At 70.8% G+C, this 16398-nt stretch carries 16 protein-coding genes; 8 read left to right on the forward strand and 8 right to left on the reverse strand.

From position 1 onward, the window contains the following. Positions 1-6: 6 nt before the first annotated feature. The 5 genes from DL519_RS41790 (at position 7) to DL519_RS41805 (ending at position 8525) form a co-directional block, all read left to right on the forward strand. Positions 7-3129: a tubulin-like doman-containing protein gene (locus DL519_RS41790; protein WP_190823209.1), complete on the forward strand. Its 3123-nt coding sequence runs from the start codon at positions 7-9 to the stop codon at positions 3127-3129. Beyond that, positions 3126-5300, forward strand: a complete 2175-nt coding sequence (locus tag DL519_RS41795) for a hypothetical protein (protein ID WP_190823211.1) — start codon at positions 3126-3128, stop codon at positions 5298-5300. The genes DL519_RS41790 and DL519_RS41795 overlap by 4 nt, the downstream gene beginning before the upstream one ends. Beyond that, a complete protein-coding gene (locus DL519_RS41800) occupies positions 5297-7234 on the forward strand; it encodes a hypothetical protein (RefSeq protein ID WP_190823213.1) in 1938 nt (645 codons plus the stop codon). The genes DL519_RS41795 and DL519_RS41800 overlap by 4 nt, the downstream gene beginning before the upstream one ends. Positions 7235-7955: 721 nt before the next feature. Next, positions 7956-8084 carry a hypothetical protein gene (locus tag DL519_RS49260; protein WP_263399773.1) on the forward strand — a complete coding sequence of 43 codons (129 nt, stop codon included), beginning with the start codon at positions 7956-7958 and terminating at the stop codon, positions 8082-8084. 219 nt (positions 8085-8303) lie between these two features. After that, the gene (locus DL519_RS41805; protein ID WP_190823215.1) at positions 8304-8525 is read left to right on the forward strand and encodes a hypothetical protein; all 222 of its coding nucleotides are present in this window, start codon (positions 8304-8306) and stop codon (positions 8523-8525) included. A gap of 60 nt (positions 8526-8585) precedes the next feature. On the opposite strand, the gene DL519_RS41810 is transcribed toward DL519_RS41805, so the two are convergent. Further along, positions 8586-8948, reverse strand: a complete 363-nt coding sequence (locus tag DL519_RS41810; RefSeq protein ID WP_190823217.1) for a hypothetical protein — start codon at positions 8946-8948, stop codon at positions 8586-8588. A 205-nt stretch (positions 8949-9153) separates the two neighbouring features. Between DL519_RS41810 and DL519_RS41815 the strand changes: the two genes are divergently transcribed. Then, positions 9154-9456 carry a hypothetical protein gene (locus DL519_RS41815; RefSeq protein ID WP_190823218.1) on the forward strand — a complete coding sequence of 101 codons (303 nt, stop codon included), beginning with the start codon at positions 9154-9156 and terminating at the stop codon, positions 9454-9456. A gap of 54 nt (positions 9457-9510) precedes the next feature. Here the strand turns inward: DL519_RS41815 and DL519_RS41820 are convergent, their stop codons facing one another. Continuing rightward, a complete protein-coding gene (locus DL519_RS41820) occupies positions 9511-10248 on the reverse strand; it encodes a FadR/GntR family transcriptional regulator (RefSeq protein ID WP_190823220.1) in 738 nt (245 codons plus the stop codon). Between the two features lie 291 nt (positions 10249-10539). Between DL519_RS41820 and DL519_RS41825 the strand changes: the two genes are divergently transcribed. Then, positions 10540-11520 carry a DUF4432 family protein gene (locus tag DL519_RS41825; RefSeq protein ID WP_190823222.1) on the forward strand — a complete coding sequence of 327 codons (981 nt, stop codon included), beginning with the start codon at positions 10540-10542 and terminating at the stop codon, positions 11518-11520. Between the two features lie 75 nt (positions 11521-11595). On the opposite strand, the gene DL519_RS41830 is transcribed toward DL519_RS41825, so the two are convergent. The 3 genes from DL519_RS41830 to DL519_RS41840 form a co-directional block, all read right to left on the reverse strand. Beyond that, on the reverse strand, positions 11596-12408 hold the full coding sequence (locus DL519_RS41830; RefSeq protein WP_190823224.1) for an SAM-dependent methyltransferase: 813 nt from the start codon (positions 12406-12408) through the stop codon (positions 11596-11598). A gap of 86 nt (positions 12409-12494) precedes the next feature. Beyond that, entirely contained in the window at positions 12495-13757 is a 1263-nt protein-coding gene (locus DL519_RS41835) for a multidrug effflux MFS transporter (RefSeq protein WP_190823226.1), read from the reverse strand. A 336-nt stretch (positions 13758-14093) separates the two neighbouring features. Then, complete coding sequence (locus DL519_RS41840) at positions 14094-14378, reverse strand: WhiB family transcriptional regulator (protein ID WP_190823228.1); 285 nt, start codon at positions 14376-14378, stop codon at positions 14094-14096. A 230-nt stretch (positions 14379-14608) separates the two neighbouring features. On the opposite strand from DL519_RS41840, the gene DL519_RS41845 reads away from it, so the two are divergent. Continuing rightward, a complete protein-coding gene (locus DL519_RS41845; RefSeq protein WP_010310435.1) occupies positions 14609-14890 on the forward strand; it encodes a metal-sensitive transcriptional regulator in 282 nt (93 codons plus the stop codon). Positions 14891-14972: 82 nt separating this feature from the next. On the opposite strand, the gene DL519_RS41850 is transcribed toward DL519_RS41845, so the two are convergent. From DL519_RS41850 to DL519_RS41860, 3 genes are all read right to left on the reverse strand, one after another. Continuing rightward, positions 14973-15608, reverse strand: a complete 636-nt coding sequence (locus tag DL519_RS41850; protein ID WP_190823229.1) for a DUF305 domain-containing protein — start codon at positions 15606-15608, stop codon at positions 14973-14975. 77 nt (positions 15609-15685) lie between these two features. Further along, positions 15686-16042, reverse strand: a complete 357-nt coding sequence (locus tag DL519_RS41855; RefSeq protein ID WP_190823231.1) for a hypothetical protein — start codon at positions 16040-16042, stop codon at positions 15686-15688. 27 nt (positions 16043-16069) lie between these two features. Next, positions 16070-16351 carry a metal-sensitive transcriptional regulator gene (locus DL519_RS41860; RefSeq protein ID WP_190823233.1) on the reverse strand — a complete coding sequence of 94 codons (282 nt, stop codon included), beginning with the start codon at positions 16349-16351 and terminating at the stop codon, positions 16070-16072. Between the last annotated feature and the right edge of the window lie 47 nt (positions 16352-16398).

Genomic DNA, 16398 nt, shown 5'->3' on the forward strand with positions numbered 1-16398 from the left:
CCCACCATGAAGATCCACCAGCCGATGCTGTTCCTCGGCCTCGGGGGCACCGGATGCCGCGTCGGCCGCGAGCTGGAGCGGGTGCTGCGCGAGTCGTTCTGCGGCCCCGACGGCACCGAGCTCATCGCGCGCATGCCCGGGCAGGACTACCTGCCCTACCAGCTGCCGTCCTGCCTGCAGTTCGTGTACGCGGACCTCAGCATCGACGAGCTGAGCAAGGTGCTGCCGAACGTGGTGCCCAGCTCCGACCACCACGCCGCCGCGCAGCACACCACGCACCTCATCGCGAACCTCGTCCCGCCGAACCACCACAACAGCGCGCAACTGGCCCAGGCGATGCGGATCACCCTGGACGAGCCGATCGGCTGGCTGCCCGGACCGGAGACCGATCCCCGGGTGGCGCCGCTGAGCGCGGGAGCCGGCCAGCTCCCGACGGTCGGCCGGGCGGTGCTGTTCGAGACGATGCGCCAGGGCCACGGACCCGGCGCCGTGCTGCACGGCGTGACCGCGGCTATGCAGCGGATCAAGGCCTCCGGATCGGTGCTGCGCGCTCTCGGCGGGAGGCTGGGCAACGCCGTCGACGTGTTCGTCGCCTTCTCGGTGGCCGGCGGCACCGGCAGCGGCATCTTCTACGACTACCTGCACCTGATCGGCGAGCACCTGCGGCAGGCCGGGACGGAGACCCGGATCTACCCGCTGGTGCTGATGCCCTCGGCGTTCAAGGAGGGCATGGGCGGCGGCCGGGCCGCCGTGCTCAACTCGGCCACCGCGCTCGTCGACCTGTTCCGCCTGATCGACGACCAGAACGCCCAGGGGGCCGGGGACGAGGTCGGCGGCGCCCAGGACCAGGGCCCGCTGTCGGTCTGGTTCCCGGGCGAACCCCGCCCGACCAGCCTGCGGCCCGCCACCGTGCAGACCGCCTTCCTGTTCGGCCGCCCGAAGGACGGGGTGAGCGGCGATGACCTGGTCCGCTCGATGGTCTCGCTGGTCACCACCCTGATCGGCGCCGGCGCCGAGGGCGATCAGTCCTTCGCCGATCGCTTCATCAACGACACGGCCAGCCGCTCGGCGTTCGCCGACACCGGCATCGGGCGGCGGGGCGTGTCGACGTCCGCGGTCGCCTCGCTGACCATCCCGCTCGCGGTGCTCGCGGACGTGGTCAGCTCGCGGCTGCTGGCCGAAGCGGTGCGGGTCATGCGGCAGGCGCCGACCGGGGCCGGGGTGCACAACCGCGACCTCATCGAGCGCTTCGACGTCGCCTCCGGGCTGGATGGCTTCCTGACCTGTGCGCCGCTGGAGCCCTTCGCCGACGTCGAGGACGTCCCCGTCGGCTACGACTCGATCATCCAGGCGCTGAGCGCCCGGGCGCGGACCATGCAGGAAAGCCTGGACCGCAACGAGCGCCTGCTCGGCCCGCACCTCGGCCGGTTGGCGCGGGACTTCGACCCGGTCAAGGCCGGGGAGGAGCTGTCGCGCACGGTCGAACCGTTCCGGCTGCGGCGGGTCGTGCGCGGCGATCCGGGCTACGCCGAGAAGCTGGACCGGGGCGGGTTCGAGAAGATCCTCAACGACCGCAAGGAATCCCGGCGGGCGCCGGGCGAGTTCGGACTGCACCCGCCGCAGCCCGAGACCGTGCAGCGGCGGCGCACGTTGCGGCGGCTGCGCTGGCCGGACCAGGTCGTCCAGGAGGCGGTCGAGGACCAGGACGCCTGGTACCAGTGGAGGGTCCGGCGGCAGTGGCACGAGGCGTGGCGCCAGAACGAGCGGCTCTGGGAGCCGCGCTGGCGCTCGTTCTGCGACCGGCTCACCGCCATCACCGACGAGTTCGCGGATCACATCGCCGCGGACGACCGCCAGTTCTCCGAGCGCGCCGCGCAGCTCTACGCTCCCCGGCTCGGGGTGTCCTACCTGCTGCCACCTGGGGAAGGCGGGCTGGAGGGCTTCTACTCGCGGGTGTACAAGGCCCTGGAGGAACGGTTCCGCGACCGGCTCGGTGCGAACGCCACGGCCGCCGACATCGTCGGGCTGATCCTCGGCGAGGACGGCTGGTCCGGTGCCTACCGCGTCGGCCGGGAGCAGCCCGAAGCGGCGGTTCACCTGGTGCGCCAACGGATTCGCGGCGCCGTCTCGGAGTGCTTCCGGCCCGGCGGCGGCGAGCGGGCCCTCGTCCCGTCGATCCGGGACCTGCTCGCGGCGACCGTCGGCCGGGCCGACACGGCCATCGACGATGCCGACATCACGTACTTCCGCACGCAGCTGGCCGGACTGGTCCCCGGTGGGTACGCGCCCGCGGGCGAGGGGGACCTGAAGGTGCTCATCTCCTACCCCGGCAGCGCGCCCGACAACGCCGTGGAGACGTCCCTGCGGAAAGACCTGGTGCCGTCCGAGTACGCGCCGTCGATCGTGTTCCGGCCGAACGAGTCCGATTCGCTCGTCGTCGTCTTCTTCCGCACCGGCATGGGCATCACCCAGGTGCCCGAGGTGCGCGAGGCCGTCCAGCTCGCGGCGGATGCCCGGCGGTACGAGCGGGCCGACGACCGGCTGTCGTGGCGGCAGCGGCTCGGCAGGGCCCCGGGCTACCTGATCTCCACCCCGACGGACCGCGCGCTGATCCTGCAGAGCTTCCTCAACGCGATGTGGAACGGCCTCGTGGAGGTGGACCCGCCCGGACAGGACCGCAGCCCGCAGCGGATCCGGGTGCATACCGGCCACACCGACGCCCCGCCGCTGGTCCTGGAGCTCACCCCGTTCCGGGAGCTCTCCTCGTGGGGCAGCCTGCTGCAGGCCTACGAGGAGTGGGTGATCAGCAACGGCAGCGGCAACAATCGCGACCTCGCCGCCGAGCTGATCGCGATCAAGCCGCGCAACGTGGACCGCGATCCCGAGCCGCCGTCGCCGCTCTACACCACTCTCCACCAGCTCCCGGAGAAGGAAGCGCAGCTGTTCGACGAGATCCGCAACCGGCCCGGCATCGGCGCGGGCGAACAGCTCGACCTGATCGAGGAGTTCTGGACCCGGACCCTGCCCGCCGCGCTGGAACTGCCCTTCCGGGGCGTGCAGGCACCGTTCGCGAACCTGCGGGACATGACCGACTACTTCGACTACCAGTCCCCGGCGGTCGACCGGTGACCGCCCGCCGCGACGACCCCGTCCTCGTCGTCGACCTACGCAACGGCGAGTGCGATGCGGAGCAGGCCGCAGGCGCGGTCCTGGTGCTCGACGATGCGGAGCAGGCCGCCGACCACGACGAGGTTTACCAAGCGCTGCTCGGGAATCCCGCGGTCTCCGGGGTGCTCTGCGTCGCCGTCGACGGCGGGAACGCCAACGGCGCGGTGCGGATCCGGCCCGCGCCGTCGCTGGCGCCCGTCGAGCGGGCGGCGACCGTCTGGATCGGCCACTCCGACGGGATCCGGTGGCGACCGGCCGAGCCGCTGGTGCGGGCGGTCGAGCGAGCCGCGATCTCCGGCCTGGGACAGCTGGTCGACGCCCTCACCGATCCGGCGGTCTTCGCCGCCGTGGTGAAGGCCGTCAGCACCCTGCCCTACAGCACGGCCAGCGCGGGCATGGTCCTGGAGCGGACCAGCCTGCACGAGGTGGAGCTGCGCCGGGCGCAGGAGGAAGCCATCGCGTGGTTCACCGACCCGGACGCGGGCCGGGTCGGGGCGCAGGAACTGCCCCGGGACGAATTCCGGACCGCTGTCCGGGAAACCATCGAGGTCGACCCCGCCGAGGACGTCCTGCTCCCCGGCGCGGAGCTGGCCGAGGCCCACACCCGCGCCGTCACGGCGCTCAACGCGGCCGACCACGCGCTCACCCGCGTCGACCACTTCCTTGCCCCGCTCCCGAAGCGGCGCCCGAGACCGGCCGTGGGGCCGGTCCTCGCCGAGGCGCGGGCGGCGGTGCGGGACTTCCACGACAAGGCCACCCAGCAGTTGCACCGCATCGACGAGAACCTGCGGGGACAGCGCGTCGGCAGGGACGTCGTCGCGCGGCTCGGGGTGCGCGGCCCGGTTCCGGCGCGGCCGCGGGACATCCGCGACCGCTCGCGCCGGCTCGTCGAGGAGTGGCTCGGGCGGTACCGGTCGGTGGCGTGCCTGCTCCCGGACCTCGACGCGGAACGGGTCGGCCAGGAGCCGCAAGGTTGCGCGGCGGCCATCGCCGAGCTGGAGAGGCTGGCACCGCCCGCCGGACCGGCACCGCTGCTCGCGACGTGGCCGCAGCCTTCGCTGGTGGTGCCGCTAGCCGCGGTTGCCGGTGGGCTGGCGGCGCTGGGAACCCACGCGCTGGGCCTCGCCGCCGCGTTCTTCTTGCCCCTGCTGGTCTTGGCCTGGTTCGCCGCTGGTCTGGTGCTGCAGGCGCGGGAACCGACCGCGACCGGCGAGCAGGGCTTCGCCGTGGCCTCGGTGCTCGCCGCGTTGTTCTGGGCGTTGCCGGTGTTCGGCGGCTGGCTGCTGGTCTTCCTCGTTGCCGGCGCGGGAATTCCGGACGTGCTGGGTATGGTCGCGACGCTGCTCGCGGTGCTGCTGTCCGCCTGGACGATTGGGGTTGGCTGGCGGCGTTCGGTGCGGCAGTGGCGGCGCAAGCTCGACTTCGACGGGCTCCGGGACCGGTTGGCCGGGTCCGCGCAGCTGGTGGACGAGGTGATCCGGGCCGAGTGGCGGCCCTCGGCCCGGCGGGCGATGTTCGCGGAAGGGCTGCGCCAGGTGTCGATCGGCTTGACCGCCGTCCGGGAAGTGCTCGCCGAGCGCGCGGCCGGCCTGCTCGATTCTCCCGGGCAGCACGATGGAAACCACCCGTACGACCCACCGGACCGGGACGTCCACCAGGAGGTGTGCGAGGTTGTCGTCACCGACCTGGTCGACCTGACGATCGCCGCCCTCCGCCCGTGCTGGGCCGGGATCGACGCCGATCGGCCCGCGGCACGCGAAGAACACGCGCGGGAGGTGGAGAGGCTGCTCACCGCCTACCGCGAACACCTCGGGCAGTACGGGTTGCTAGTGCCACCGCCCTTCGCCCGCGAACGCGCCCATCGCGCCGAACTCGCCGCCCGGCTCTGGGATGGCTCGCAGGTCGGCGACGCGCTCCGGTGCGACAGCGAAGCCGAGATGACGCAGCTGTGCCACGCCCGGCAGCTCGGTGCGGTCAGCGCCATGGCCGACCGCGCACAACTCGTGCGGTTCGCACCCGCGTCGGTACGCGGCGGTCGGTGCGGGGATCCGTCAGGCGTCACCTGGACCGGCGAAGCCGAGATCGCGGGCACCCTGCGGCTCGTCCCGCTCAGGCAGGGGGTGTTCCAGTGACGACCCAGGTGCGGTGCCGCGCGATCGACGGCACGCCGCTCACGATCCGGCTGACGGTGGTCGGCGACGCCGGTGTCTCCGGTGGCGGCCTGCCGACCCGCCTGGTGTCGGTGGACGACGGCCCGCAGCTGCTGCAGAAGTGGGTCCCCCGCGCCGATTCCGGTGGTCCGGGGCAGCTTCGCCCGCTGGACCGGGAGATCCGGGCGCTGCACCGCTTCGCGTGGGCGTTCCCGCGCGACAGCTACCCGCCCGAGCTGCCGAGGCTGTGGTACTACGACGTGGACGACGACGAGCCGTTCGTCCTCGTCGAGCCGTACCGGGGCGAACCCGTCGAGGGGCTGCTGCCGGAACTCGGGGCGCAGCACCGCTACCGGCTCCAGGTGGGCGTGCTGCGCGCCCTGCACCTCGCCTCCGTCGCCGGCGTGGCCCACGGCCGGGTGGAGCTCGGGGCACTGCGGTGGGATTCCGGGAGCAGGACCGTGCAGCTCGTCGACTTCGAGCGGGCCGCCGGGATCGGCGAGCCGCGGGAGACGCCCGACGGCCGGCGAGCCGACGTCCGGGACGACGTCTGGGACGCCGGGCTGGCGCTCTGGCGCACGGTGCATCCGCACACCGGGCGCGGCGCGCCGGACCTCACGGTGGACGGCGGAGCGCTGAGCACGTTGCTCGACGGGGTTTTCGCCAACCCGCCGGAGGTCCGCCCGACTCCGGCGGACCTGCTGACCAGGCTCCGCGAGCCCACGGAAGTGCCGGTCTTCGTTCCCGGCAGCGCCCTGGCCCCGGGCGTCGAGGCCTACCTGAACCTGTTGCGGCGCAAGCGGGAAAACGCGGCGGCGCAGGCGGCGCAGAGCGCCCCGTCGCGGTCCTGGCTGCCCTGGCGGCGCGCCTCGAAGTCCGAAGCGGACGAACAGCCGGCGCCGGTCCGCTGCCCGGTGTGCCTGGACTCCTACCCGCGGCCGCTGCCAGACGACGAGCTGTGGCGCCACGAGGACGGGAAGTTCGTCGAGGACGACTCGTCCTCGCAGGACCCGCAGAAGCGGCAGTTCCGCAGCCTCAGCGGCTACCGCCGGTGCCCCAACCCGTCGGACGACGTCGCCGGGCACTTCCTGCCCGCGACGTACCACGACCACGGCCCGCCGCTGGTCGTGGCGATGATCGGCCGCCCGTCGGCGGGGAAGACCCACCTGCTCGCCGCGATGGTCCGCGAGGTGGTTGATCGCGGCGGCCTGACGCCCTACGGGCTGACGTCGACCGCGCTGGACCTGCACCGCCACGACCGCTACCGGAAGCAGACCCTCGAACCGGCCGAACGTGGTGCGCGACTGCCGGGCACGCCCGAGGGCCTGACCGACCCGGCGGAGATCCTGCTGCTCAGCGGGCCGGGCGGAAGCCGGCCACTGGTGTTCTTCGACGTGGCGGGCGAGGACCTGCAGGCGGTCGGCGACGCCCGGCTCGCGCGCTTCCTGATCGGCACCGGTGCCGTGATCTTCGTGCACGGGCTGGAAGCCGCGCCGGAGCGCGTCGGCAACCAGGCGTTCGAGATGTCCCTGGCCCGGCTCCGGGCGGTGCCGGATTTCGAGCGGCTGCCCGCGGCGATCGTCGCGACCAAGTCCGACCGGCTGCGATACCTCCCGCCGATCGACCGCTGGCTGCGGCACCGCAACGGTCCCCTCGCGGTGATCGATCCCGCGCTCCTGCATATGGAGAGCAGTTCGGTCTACGCGTTCCTGCAGAACCGGGGGGAACACGCCGCGCTGGCCCCGTTCAGCGTCTTCGACCGGTGCACCCTGCACTTCGTCTCGGCCAGCGGCAGCGAAGCCGCGCCGGGGGAGGAACGGTTCCCGCGCGGGTTCGAGCCGGTCCGGGCGCTGGAGCCGCTGATCGCCATCCTCGCGATGGCCGGGATGATCGACGCTGGCCGGGTCGGTACCTGAGCCGAGATGGGCTCGGTTCTACTCCGGTCGCTTCGGCGATTCCAGTACTTCGCCACGAGGAGATGCCCTGGATGTTCTGACCCGCCGCCGTCTACTCCGATCGGGCTACTGTGGACGAGAACTACCCGGTCGAGTGACAAGGCCCGGCTGTGCAGGGCCAACGCCGGTTACCGCCGCCAAGCGGGCATCGGCGGTGCCGGGCGGCCGGAACGGGATCCTGGGCGGCGCGCTGAGCGGTGCTCGATCAATTCGAGCAGCTCAGCGCGCTGCACGGGGGAGTGCCGGCGGCCGCATCCGACCGGGGAAGGCCCCACCCGGGCCAAGGGGCGTTCTCCGGTCGGTGCCACGCGGGGCGCACGCCTGAGCGCGCACCGCTGGCCGCACGGGCATACCTTGGCCCGGAGTGATCGTGGACCTCCCCCAAACAAAGCCGCGGTACCGCGATCACCCGCCCGTGGCCTGCTTCTTCGGCCTCCCCCCAAAATCCCTCCGAAGAAGCAGGCCACCTCATTTCCTCCCCGGCAACACGGCGATGGTTGCTCGGACAACATGGGCCCGCAACCGCACATCGCCCGGGCATCACCCCACTGCTGCTTCGGCTCAGGACTCCAGGCGAGGAAGTTCCGCCGGGACTCCGGGGCGGCCAGGCCGCTGGCGCCGCCGATGTGTCCAAATAGGACAGCTGCTGAACCGTCTTGATCTGCTGGCTGGGTGAGAACTCGTGGCCACCGAGTTCCTGCGGGATGCCGATCTTGAACAGCTGACTGCGATGATCCATTTCCGGGTGGCAACCTATTCGGGCGCTCCGCTGCGGCAACCGGTTTCGCGGACCTTCGCGGTCGAATTGTGACTGTATTTCACGTAACCATGATGGTAAATTTCCAACATGACCCCGAATTGGGGAGGCGACTGTTGGCGCTGCGAGATATGGTTCAGACAGGTGCGCACGGAATAGCCGATCGGCCGTCCTCGATCCGATTCGAGGACACGCCAAAAAATGGGGGCGAGAGGTCGGGGACCCGCTGCAACGCGAGCCCCCGGTCCCTCGATGGCCACGGAGTGGTCTCAAATGGATCTGTTCACGAGGTGCAGCGACCTCCCGTACGAGCAGTTGTGCGAGGAGATCAGGATTGCTGGGCGGGCGCGCAAGGAAGCTCTGGGGAGGGGTGCGGCCGCCGACGTGGAAGCGGCGGAGTCGGTGCTGAACTGGTTCCTGGAGGAACTGGCGGACCGGCTGAGGCAGGGGGTGCACCGCGACGAGCAGTCGCGGGGTGAACCGGTTCCGCAGTGAATCGGACACGCGTCGTGGCGTCGGCCACGCGCGTGCCCGGCTCCCGCTTTCCCGGGCGTTTCAGCCGGTGTTGCGGGAGTTCAGCCGGGAGCCGGGAGCGGCTAGTTGGCTGCGGGCGGTCACCAGGGCGGTTCGCGCGTCGTCGCGGGCGCCCTCGGCCAGGCGGTCGGCGGCGGTGCGGACCGCGGACGCGGCGTCGTCGGAGATCTCGATATGCGGGTGCTGGTCCAGGAGGCCGACCGCGCGGGTCAACGCTTGGTGCGCTCGGTCGCCGGGATTGTGCTGCGCGGTGAGCAAATCGATGAGTGCTGTGTCCACCGCGTCGCGCAGGGCTGCCTCGGTCGAGGTGTGCGGTACTGCAGTCACGGGGCGGAAGTCTATGCCCTGCAACGGATCTTCAGCGCCCTCGGGCATCACCCACATGGTTGGTCCTTGGTCAACTGAGTGCGTCGTGAGCAGGCGCGTTCTGGATCTTCCGGCCTCGGGTGTGGTCAAGCGGCGTCGGGAAGGCAGCATCACCGCGTCTGAACCGCTGGGACTTTCGTCCCTGGAACTGCTCCGCAGCGGTGGTACGCAGAGCATGAGGTGGAATGGACGCAGGCGAGGAGGCGCTGCCATGGATGGTGTCGTGAGTAACTCGCTGGACGCGGGGCTGTCCGACGCGGACACGCGCCAGCCGTTCCAGGTCGCGAACCGGCCCTGGGTGCGCAACGAGACGCAAGCCGGGCGGGATGCCCGGTCCCGCAGAACGACGGTGAACCTGGCGCTGCTGCGAGCTCCGCTCAACGGCGTGGACCTGGACAGCAAGGACCACGCGATGCTGACTTGGCTCGCCGATCGCGACGCCGACGTCGTGGCGGGCGTGCGCAGCCTCCTGGACCGCGCTCGCGCGGCCACGCCGATCCCCGAAGCGGAACGGGACTCCCTCTGACATCAACGGGAGATCCGCGCCCCAACCGCCGATCCTGCTTGGCCCGACGACCGATCACCCGGGCCGCGCGGTCTCGGTAGCTGCGGCGCGCTCTGCCAAGCGCTGCATGGCGGTGGCACGGGCCGAGTGAACGTGGTGCAGGGTGGCTTGCCGGGCCGCCTCGGCGTCGCCGGCGAGTAGCGCGTCGAGGATCCGCTGGTGGTCTTCGCGAGCCATCTCCACCCGGCCGGGCACCATCAACGTGGTCTGCATGCCCTGGTGCAGGATCTGCTGCAGGACACCGAGGGTCTGCTGCAGGAATTTGTTGCCCGCCGCCTCCACTATGGCCAAGTGGAAGTCGGCGTCGAGCTGCTGCAGGCGGTCGAAGTCGCGCGGCACCTGCTCGGCAGCCTCCACCATGCTCTCCAGTACGTCCGAAACCCGCTGCAGCGCAGCGGTGTCCTGGCGCTCGGCGGCCCAACCAGCCGCAGGCACCTCCAGCACCTCGCGCATCGCGAACAACTCGCTGATCGAATGGCGCTGGGTGGCCAGCGCCTCGCGGAGCTCACGGGCGGTCTCGGGCTCGGCGATGAACACGCCGCGGCCGTGCACCACCAGGAGCACGCCCCTACCCTTCAGCGCGCCGATCGCCTCGCGCACCGTCGGCCGGCTCACCCCGAGCAGCTCGGCGAACTCGCGTTCCGGTGGAAGCCGGTCGCCCGGGCTGTACCGCCCCGATTCGATCGCCTGCATGATCTGCAGCTTGACCTGATTGGCGACCGACCCCGGCGACAACCGCTCCCACATCCGCATCCACTCCAGAAGTCATCCTTGACCTTGACCGCAAGTCTACGGTCCGTCCTTTCGCGGCCTGGCGGAGTCGAACCCGCCGGGCAGCCCAACGCCAGGCCCAGCAGCTGCTCGGGGCGGCACCGGGGGAGGTAGCAGCAAGAGCCTCGGCGGCTTCGACCCGGGGCCGGGCGTTTCCTACCGGCCGGGTAAAACGATTTGCCGGCGAACAGTAGGTGTTGTTCTGGCTCTACACCAACGATGATGCACAGGCAGGCGTAGCGACGTTCCTGGAGAAGCGATCGGCGGTGTTCCGTGACGACTGAACTCGAATTGCGAAACGACCACCTGGCGGTGCAGTTGACGCCTGACCGGGGCGCGGACATCACCGCGCTGACCGATGCCCGGACCGGCGCGCAGCTGCTCTACCGCACGCCGTGGGCGGATTCGGCCCAGCCCGGGCCGTGGGCGCCGGAGTCCCGCCAGTCCTGGCAGGCGTTGTACCAGGGTGGCTGGCAGCTGCTGTGCCCGAACGCCGGCGATGCGTCGGACGTCGCGGGCGGCACCTGGGGTTTTCACGGCGAAGCCTGCCTGCTGCGCTGGAAGGTCGACGAGTCCACTTCGGACTCTGCGACCCTTTCGGTGCGGTTGAGCCAGGCTCCGCTGCGGATTCGGCGGCAGGTGGTGCTGGACGGATCGGTGCTGAAGGTGGAGGACACGTTCCACAACGAGAGTCCCGACCCGGTTTCGGTGGCGATCGTGCACCACCCGGCCTTCGGCGCACCCTTGGTGACGCCGGGGGCGCGGATCGCATCGGGTGCGCAGAAGCTCACGGTGGACCCGACGTCCGGTCCCGTAGTGGAAGCCGGTGCGACGCTCGCGTGGCCGGTCTCGGAGCTGTCGACGCTGCCGCCCGGCGGTCCCGGTCAGGCCACGCTCGCGTACTTCGGTGATTTCACCGAACACTGGGTGTCGATCACGAGCGCCGACGGCGACCTGGGCGTGGCCATGGCGTGGAACGGCGACGTGCTGCCGAACGCCTGGCTGTGGTTCGAAGGCAACGCGACACCCGGATTGCCCTGGTACCGAACGGAATACGTCTTCGCGGCCGAGCCCGCGTCGACGATCCCCGCGGGCGGCGTCGAGCAGGCGAGGGCAAACGGCGGGAACCTCGTCGAAATCGCCCCGCGCGGTTCGGTGTCCACCGCGGTGTGCCTGGCGGTGCACCACGATTCCCGGCCGGTCACCGGCATGGACCTGACCGGTCGGATCACGTTCGAACGAGACGACCGATGACGTTCGACGGGAGAACGAGCGGTACCGGAAGGCTGGAATCCCCCGGCCTTCAGTTATCCAGGGGCGGGGAGGATGTCAACAAAGCCTGCGGCCGACGCCGGCGAGGCCGGTGAACCGCTCGGGGTGCTCGGCGACGTCGGCCGCGGCGACCGGACGCCACAGCGGCAGGGTCACGACACCCGGATCGATCAGTTCGAACCCGTCGAAGAACTCGGTGACCGCGGCGCGCGTGCGCATGGTCAACGGCGTGGCGGTGCGCTGCCGGTAGAGGTCGGCGTGCGACGGTGCCACGTCGGGTCGCCCATCGGCGCTGGCGTGCGAGAGGATGAGGAAGCTGCCCGGCGCGAGCCCTTCGCGGTACCTGGCGACGATCTCGTTGGGCCGGGACTCGTCACCGACGAAGTGCAGGACCGCGACCATCATCAGCGCCACCGGCCGACTCAGATCCAGCAGCTCCGCGACCTCGGGGGAGTCGAGCACCTGGTCCGGCTCCCGGAGGTCGGCGCGGACGATCGTGGCGTTCGGGTTGTCCCGCAACAGGTTCTTGCTGTAGGCGACCGCGACCGGATCGGTGTCCACGTAGACCACGCGGGAGTCCGGCGCCGCGCCCTGGGCGACCTCGTGCACGTTGCCGACGGTCGGGATGCCTGAGCCGAGGTCGAGGAACTGGCGGATGCCCTGCTCGGCGCAGTACTGCACGGCCCGCCGCAGGAAGGCGCGGTTGGCCTGCATGATCAGCGGCAGCTCGGGCCACATGTGGATGGCCTCTTCGGCCATCTGGCGGTCGATCGCGAAGTTGTGGTCGCCGCCGAGGTAGTAGTCGTAAACCCGGGCCGCGTTGGGCTTGTCGAGGTCGATGCTCTCCGGCTCGGGCGGCAGCTCCGACATCCATTCCTCCTCACGGCTGGGCGACGCGTCCCGTCGCCCAGCCGTGATGTTAGCCCCGCCCGTTATGCCCTGTCTCCGGCCATCGGTCACAAGGCGGGCTCGGCGCCGCGGCCGAGCTTGACCACCACGCCGAGGGCCAGCAGGGCGACCGCCGCGCCGCCGGTCATGGTGATCGCCATCGCGGGGCCGTCGTTGCCGAGGAGCCCGACCAGCGGCGCGATCAGCGCGCCGAGGCTGAACTGCCCGGCGCCGAGCAGCGCGGCAGCGGTCCCGGCCGCCTCGCCGTGCCGGGACAGCGCGAGCGCCGGGGCGTTCGGGAGCACGAAGCCCATCGCGCCCAGCACCAGCCACAACGGCACGATGAACCCGAACAGCCCGCCCGTCCCGGTGGTGGTCAGCGCCGTCAGCACCAATCCGGCGGCGGTCGCCGCGATCAGCGCGCCGGTGACGATCTGCCTGGGCGTGTACCGGTTGAGCAGCACGACGTTGAACTGCGACGCCCCGATGAGCGCCACCGCGCCGACGCCGAAGACCAGTCCGAACGCCTGCTGGTTGAGGCCGAACTGCTCCTGCAGCACGAACGACGAGCCGGAGATGTAGGAGAACAGCGCCGACATCGCCAGCGCCGCCACGATCGCCAGCAGCACGAAGTCGCGGTCGGTCAGTAGGGACCGGTAGGTGCGCAGCACCGTGCGGAACTCCGCGGTCTGGCGGCGCTCCGGCGGCAGCGTCTCCTTCAGCGCGAAGATGGCGACGACCAGCAGGATCGCGCCCAGGATCGCCAGCGCGCCGAACACGCCGCGCCACGAACCGGCCAGCAGGATGGCGCCGCCCAGCGTCGGCGCGAGGATCGGCGCCACGCCCATCACCAGCATCAGCCGGGACAGGGCGGTGGCCGCCGCGCGCCCGCTGAACAGGTCGCGCACCACGGCCATCGCGACGACCATGGTCGCGGCCGTGCCGACGCCCTGCAGCGTGCGCAGCGCGCCCAGCACCGCGACGTTCGGCGCGAGGAGGCACGCCACCGACGCCACGATGTGCAGGGCGGTCCCCGCGATCAGCGGAGTCCGCCGGCCGACGATGTCGGAGAACGGGCCGATCAGCAGCTGGCCCAGGCCGAGCCCGAGCAGCGTGCCGGTGAGGGTCAGTTGCACGGCGGATGCGGAGGCCTGCAGGTCGTTGCCGATCGTAGGCAGCGCCGGCAGGTACATGTCGATGGTCAGGGGGCCGAGGGCGATGAGCGCCCCCAAAACGAGGATCACCCGGAACCGCTCGAATCCGGTTGGCTCATCGGCCACCGGTTGCGCACGGTGTGCCACCGATGGGCTGTGCACCGCAACGTTGTCCATCGTTACCTTTCGAATTCACCGCGGTAGACTTGGGGAATCTGACTCGGGTTTCAGCAATCGGGTCGATCTCTTTGTTCCCGGTGCCGCGACGAATTCGCTGTGATGCGGGCTACACTGGTCGCGATCGGCCGGAAATCCGTTGAGCAGCGCCGGATTTCGACCGATTTATGTTATCGTCGCTAATTATCCATTGTGGACTGAAATCGTGCCCGGGAAATGTCAAATGAATCCCGGGTCGAAACGGTGTCGTAACACCGGGTCGATAGCCTACCGCTTCCCGCCCCTCGGCGGAACTCTCCACCCGGGTCGCTCCGCCCACGTGCGCCGGGCGGCGCTTCAGGGCGTCCGGCCGCTGGCGATGAGATCCCGCCGCTCGTGCTCGCCCAGGCCGCCCCAGACGCCGTATGGTTCGCGGGCCTTCAGCGCATGGGTCCGGCACTGCCGCATGACCGGGCACTTCCGGCAGATGCTCTTCGCCCGGCGCTCGCGGTTGTCGCGGGCGCTGCCGCGCTCGTTCTCCGGGTGGAAGAACCGGCTCGCGTTGACGTCGCGGCAGGCCGCTTGGAGCTGCCAGTGCCAGGCTTCGCTGACGGGTTTGGGCAACCGAGCTGTTGCGGCCACTGCTACCACCTCCGGTGATCTTGCGTTGGCTGGCACCAGTCGACTTACCCGCCGCGATGCCCCGGCACACCTCCTGCGGCGAAGTGAACCCGGGGTTGATCGAGCAAGATTCACTTGTTCGGACGCGTCAACGGGTCGGATGTCCACAGCGGACAGTGCCGGTCGATCCGGCCGCCCCACTACCGGCCGGGGGTAACCTTTAGCCCGGACCGGTGGCGATGGGAGCGGAGATGCACGGATACACCCAGGACAAGGACAACTACCTGAAGCGCTTGGCGCGCATCGAGGGGCAGGTCCGCGGGTTGGCCCGGATGATCGAGGAGGACAAGTACTGCATCGACATCCTGACCCAGATCTCCGCGGCCACCAAGGGCCTGCAGGCGGTGTCCCTGCGGCTGCTCGACGAGCACCTCAAGCACTGTGTTGCCGAGGCGCTGTCCGAGGGCGGGAAGAACGCCGACGAGAAGGTGCGCGAGGCCAGCGAGGCGATCGCGCGGCTGGTCAAGTCCTGACCTGCGCCGGCGCCGCGCCGAAGTCGAGTGGTTGAGGGGCACCCGCGACCTTGGTCGCGGGTGCCCCTCGCTCAAGAGATGGTCAGCCCTGGGAGAGCAGGCCCCGCATGGTTTCGATCTCGGCTTGCTGGGTGTCGATGATCTGCTGCGCGAGTTGCTTCGCCGCCGAGAACTGGCCGCTGGCGAGCTCGGTCTGCGCCATGGCGACCGCGCCCTCGTGGTGCTTGATCATCAACGTCAGGAACTGCCGGTCGAACTCCGTGCCGCGAGCCTGTTCGAGCTGCTGCATCTCGGTGTCCGACATCATGCCGCCCATGTCGCCGTTACCGATGTCGCCGTGACCCATGGCGCCGTGGTCCATGCCGGGCATGGACGCCGGGGCGCCCCAGTCGCGCAGCCAGCCGGTGAGCGTCTGGATCTCCGGGCCCTGCGCGGCCTCGATCTGCCGGGCCAGATTCTTGACCTCCTCGGACTGGGCCCGCTCCGGTGCCAGCCGGGACATTTCGATCGCCTGCTCGTGGTGCGGGATCATGCCCTGCGCGAACGTGACGTCGGCCGCGTTGTTCGCCGCCTGCGGGTTGGCGCCGGGCTGGCTCGCGCTGGTCGGAGCCCCGTGGCCGGGCATGTTGCTCATGTCGTCACCGCCGCCGCAACCGGCCAGGACGGCCGCTGCTGCGGCCGCGCCGATGGCAGCGGTGAGCACACGCGTGCGCTTCATGTGTTGTCCTCGTCTTTCGTGAGCTGAATCGGGCATGCGAAAGCAGGCCACGGGTTCCGTGGCCGCTCGGCTGCCGATCAGCGCCGAAGCACGCACAACATCGCTAACCGCCGGGGCACCGGGGTGGGCGGTCGGAAGCGGGTGAACGCCGTTATCGCGAGCGGCTTCGGGGTCTCGGCCAAGGCGCTGGCGATGCGGTGCAGGAGGGGGAGCAGGAGCGCGATGAACCCGGCGGCGATCGCTAGGCAAAGGTGCAGCAGGCCGTGGTCCGGCGCTGCGGGCGGTTCGCTGTGCTCGGCCGGCATCCCGGCGTGCATGGCGGCCGCGGCGGGCGGGGACTCGTGGTGCTGCGCGGGCACGTGGTGCATCAGCACCACGCCGAGCGCGAGGACCACCAGGATTCCCCACCGCACGAGCCTCGGACGCGCCTGCATGCCACTTACCATACCGGGGCTGGGTTATCAGGACTTGACGAGCCGGGCGATCGCGTCGCTGGCCTCGCGGATCTTCTCGGCGGCCTGCCCGCCGTCCTCGGCCACCGCCTCGGACACGCAGTGCTTGAGGTGCTCGTCAAGCAGCCCGAGGGCCACCGCCTGCAGGGCCTTGGTGGTCGCCGAGACCTGGGTCAGCACGTCGATGCAGTACTCGTCGTTGTCGATCATCCGCGCCAGGCCGCGCACCTGGCCCTCGATGCGGCGCAGTCGCTTGGCGTAGTCGTCCTTGTTCTGGGTGTAGCCGTGCATCGCGACCTCCTCGGGTACTCCGGCGACACCACCGTTATACCCCCAGG

The organism is Saccharopolyspora pogona, from assembly GCF_014697215.1.
Lineage (GTDB): Bacteria > Actinomycetota > Actinomycetes > Mycobacteriales > Pseudonocardiaceae > Saccharopolyspora > Saccharopolyspora hattusasensis.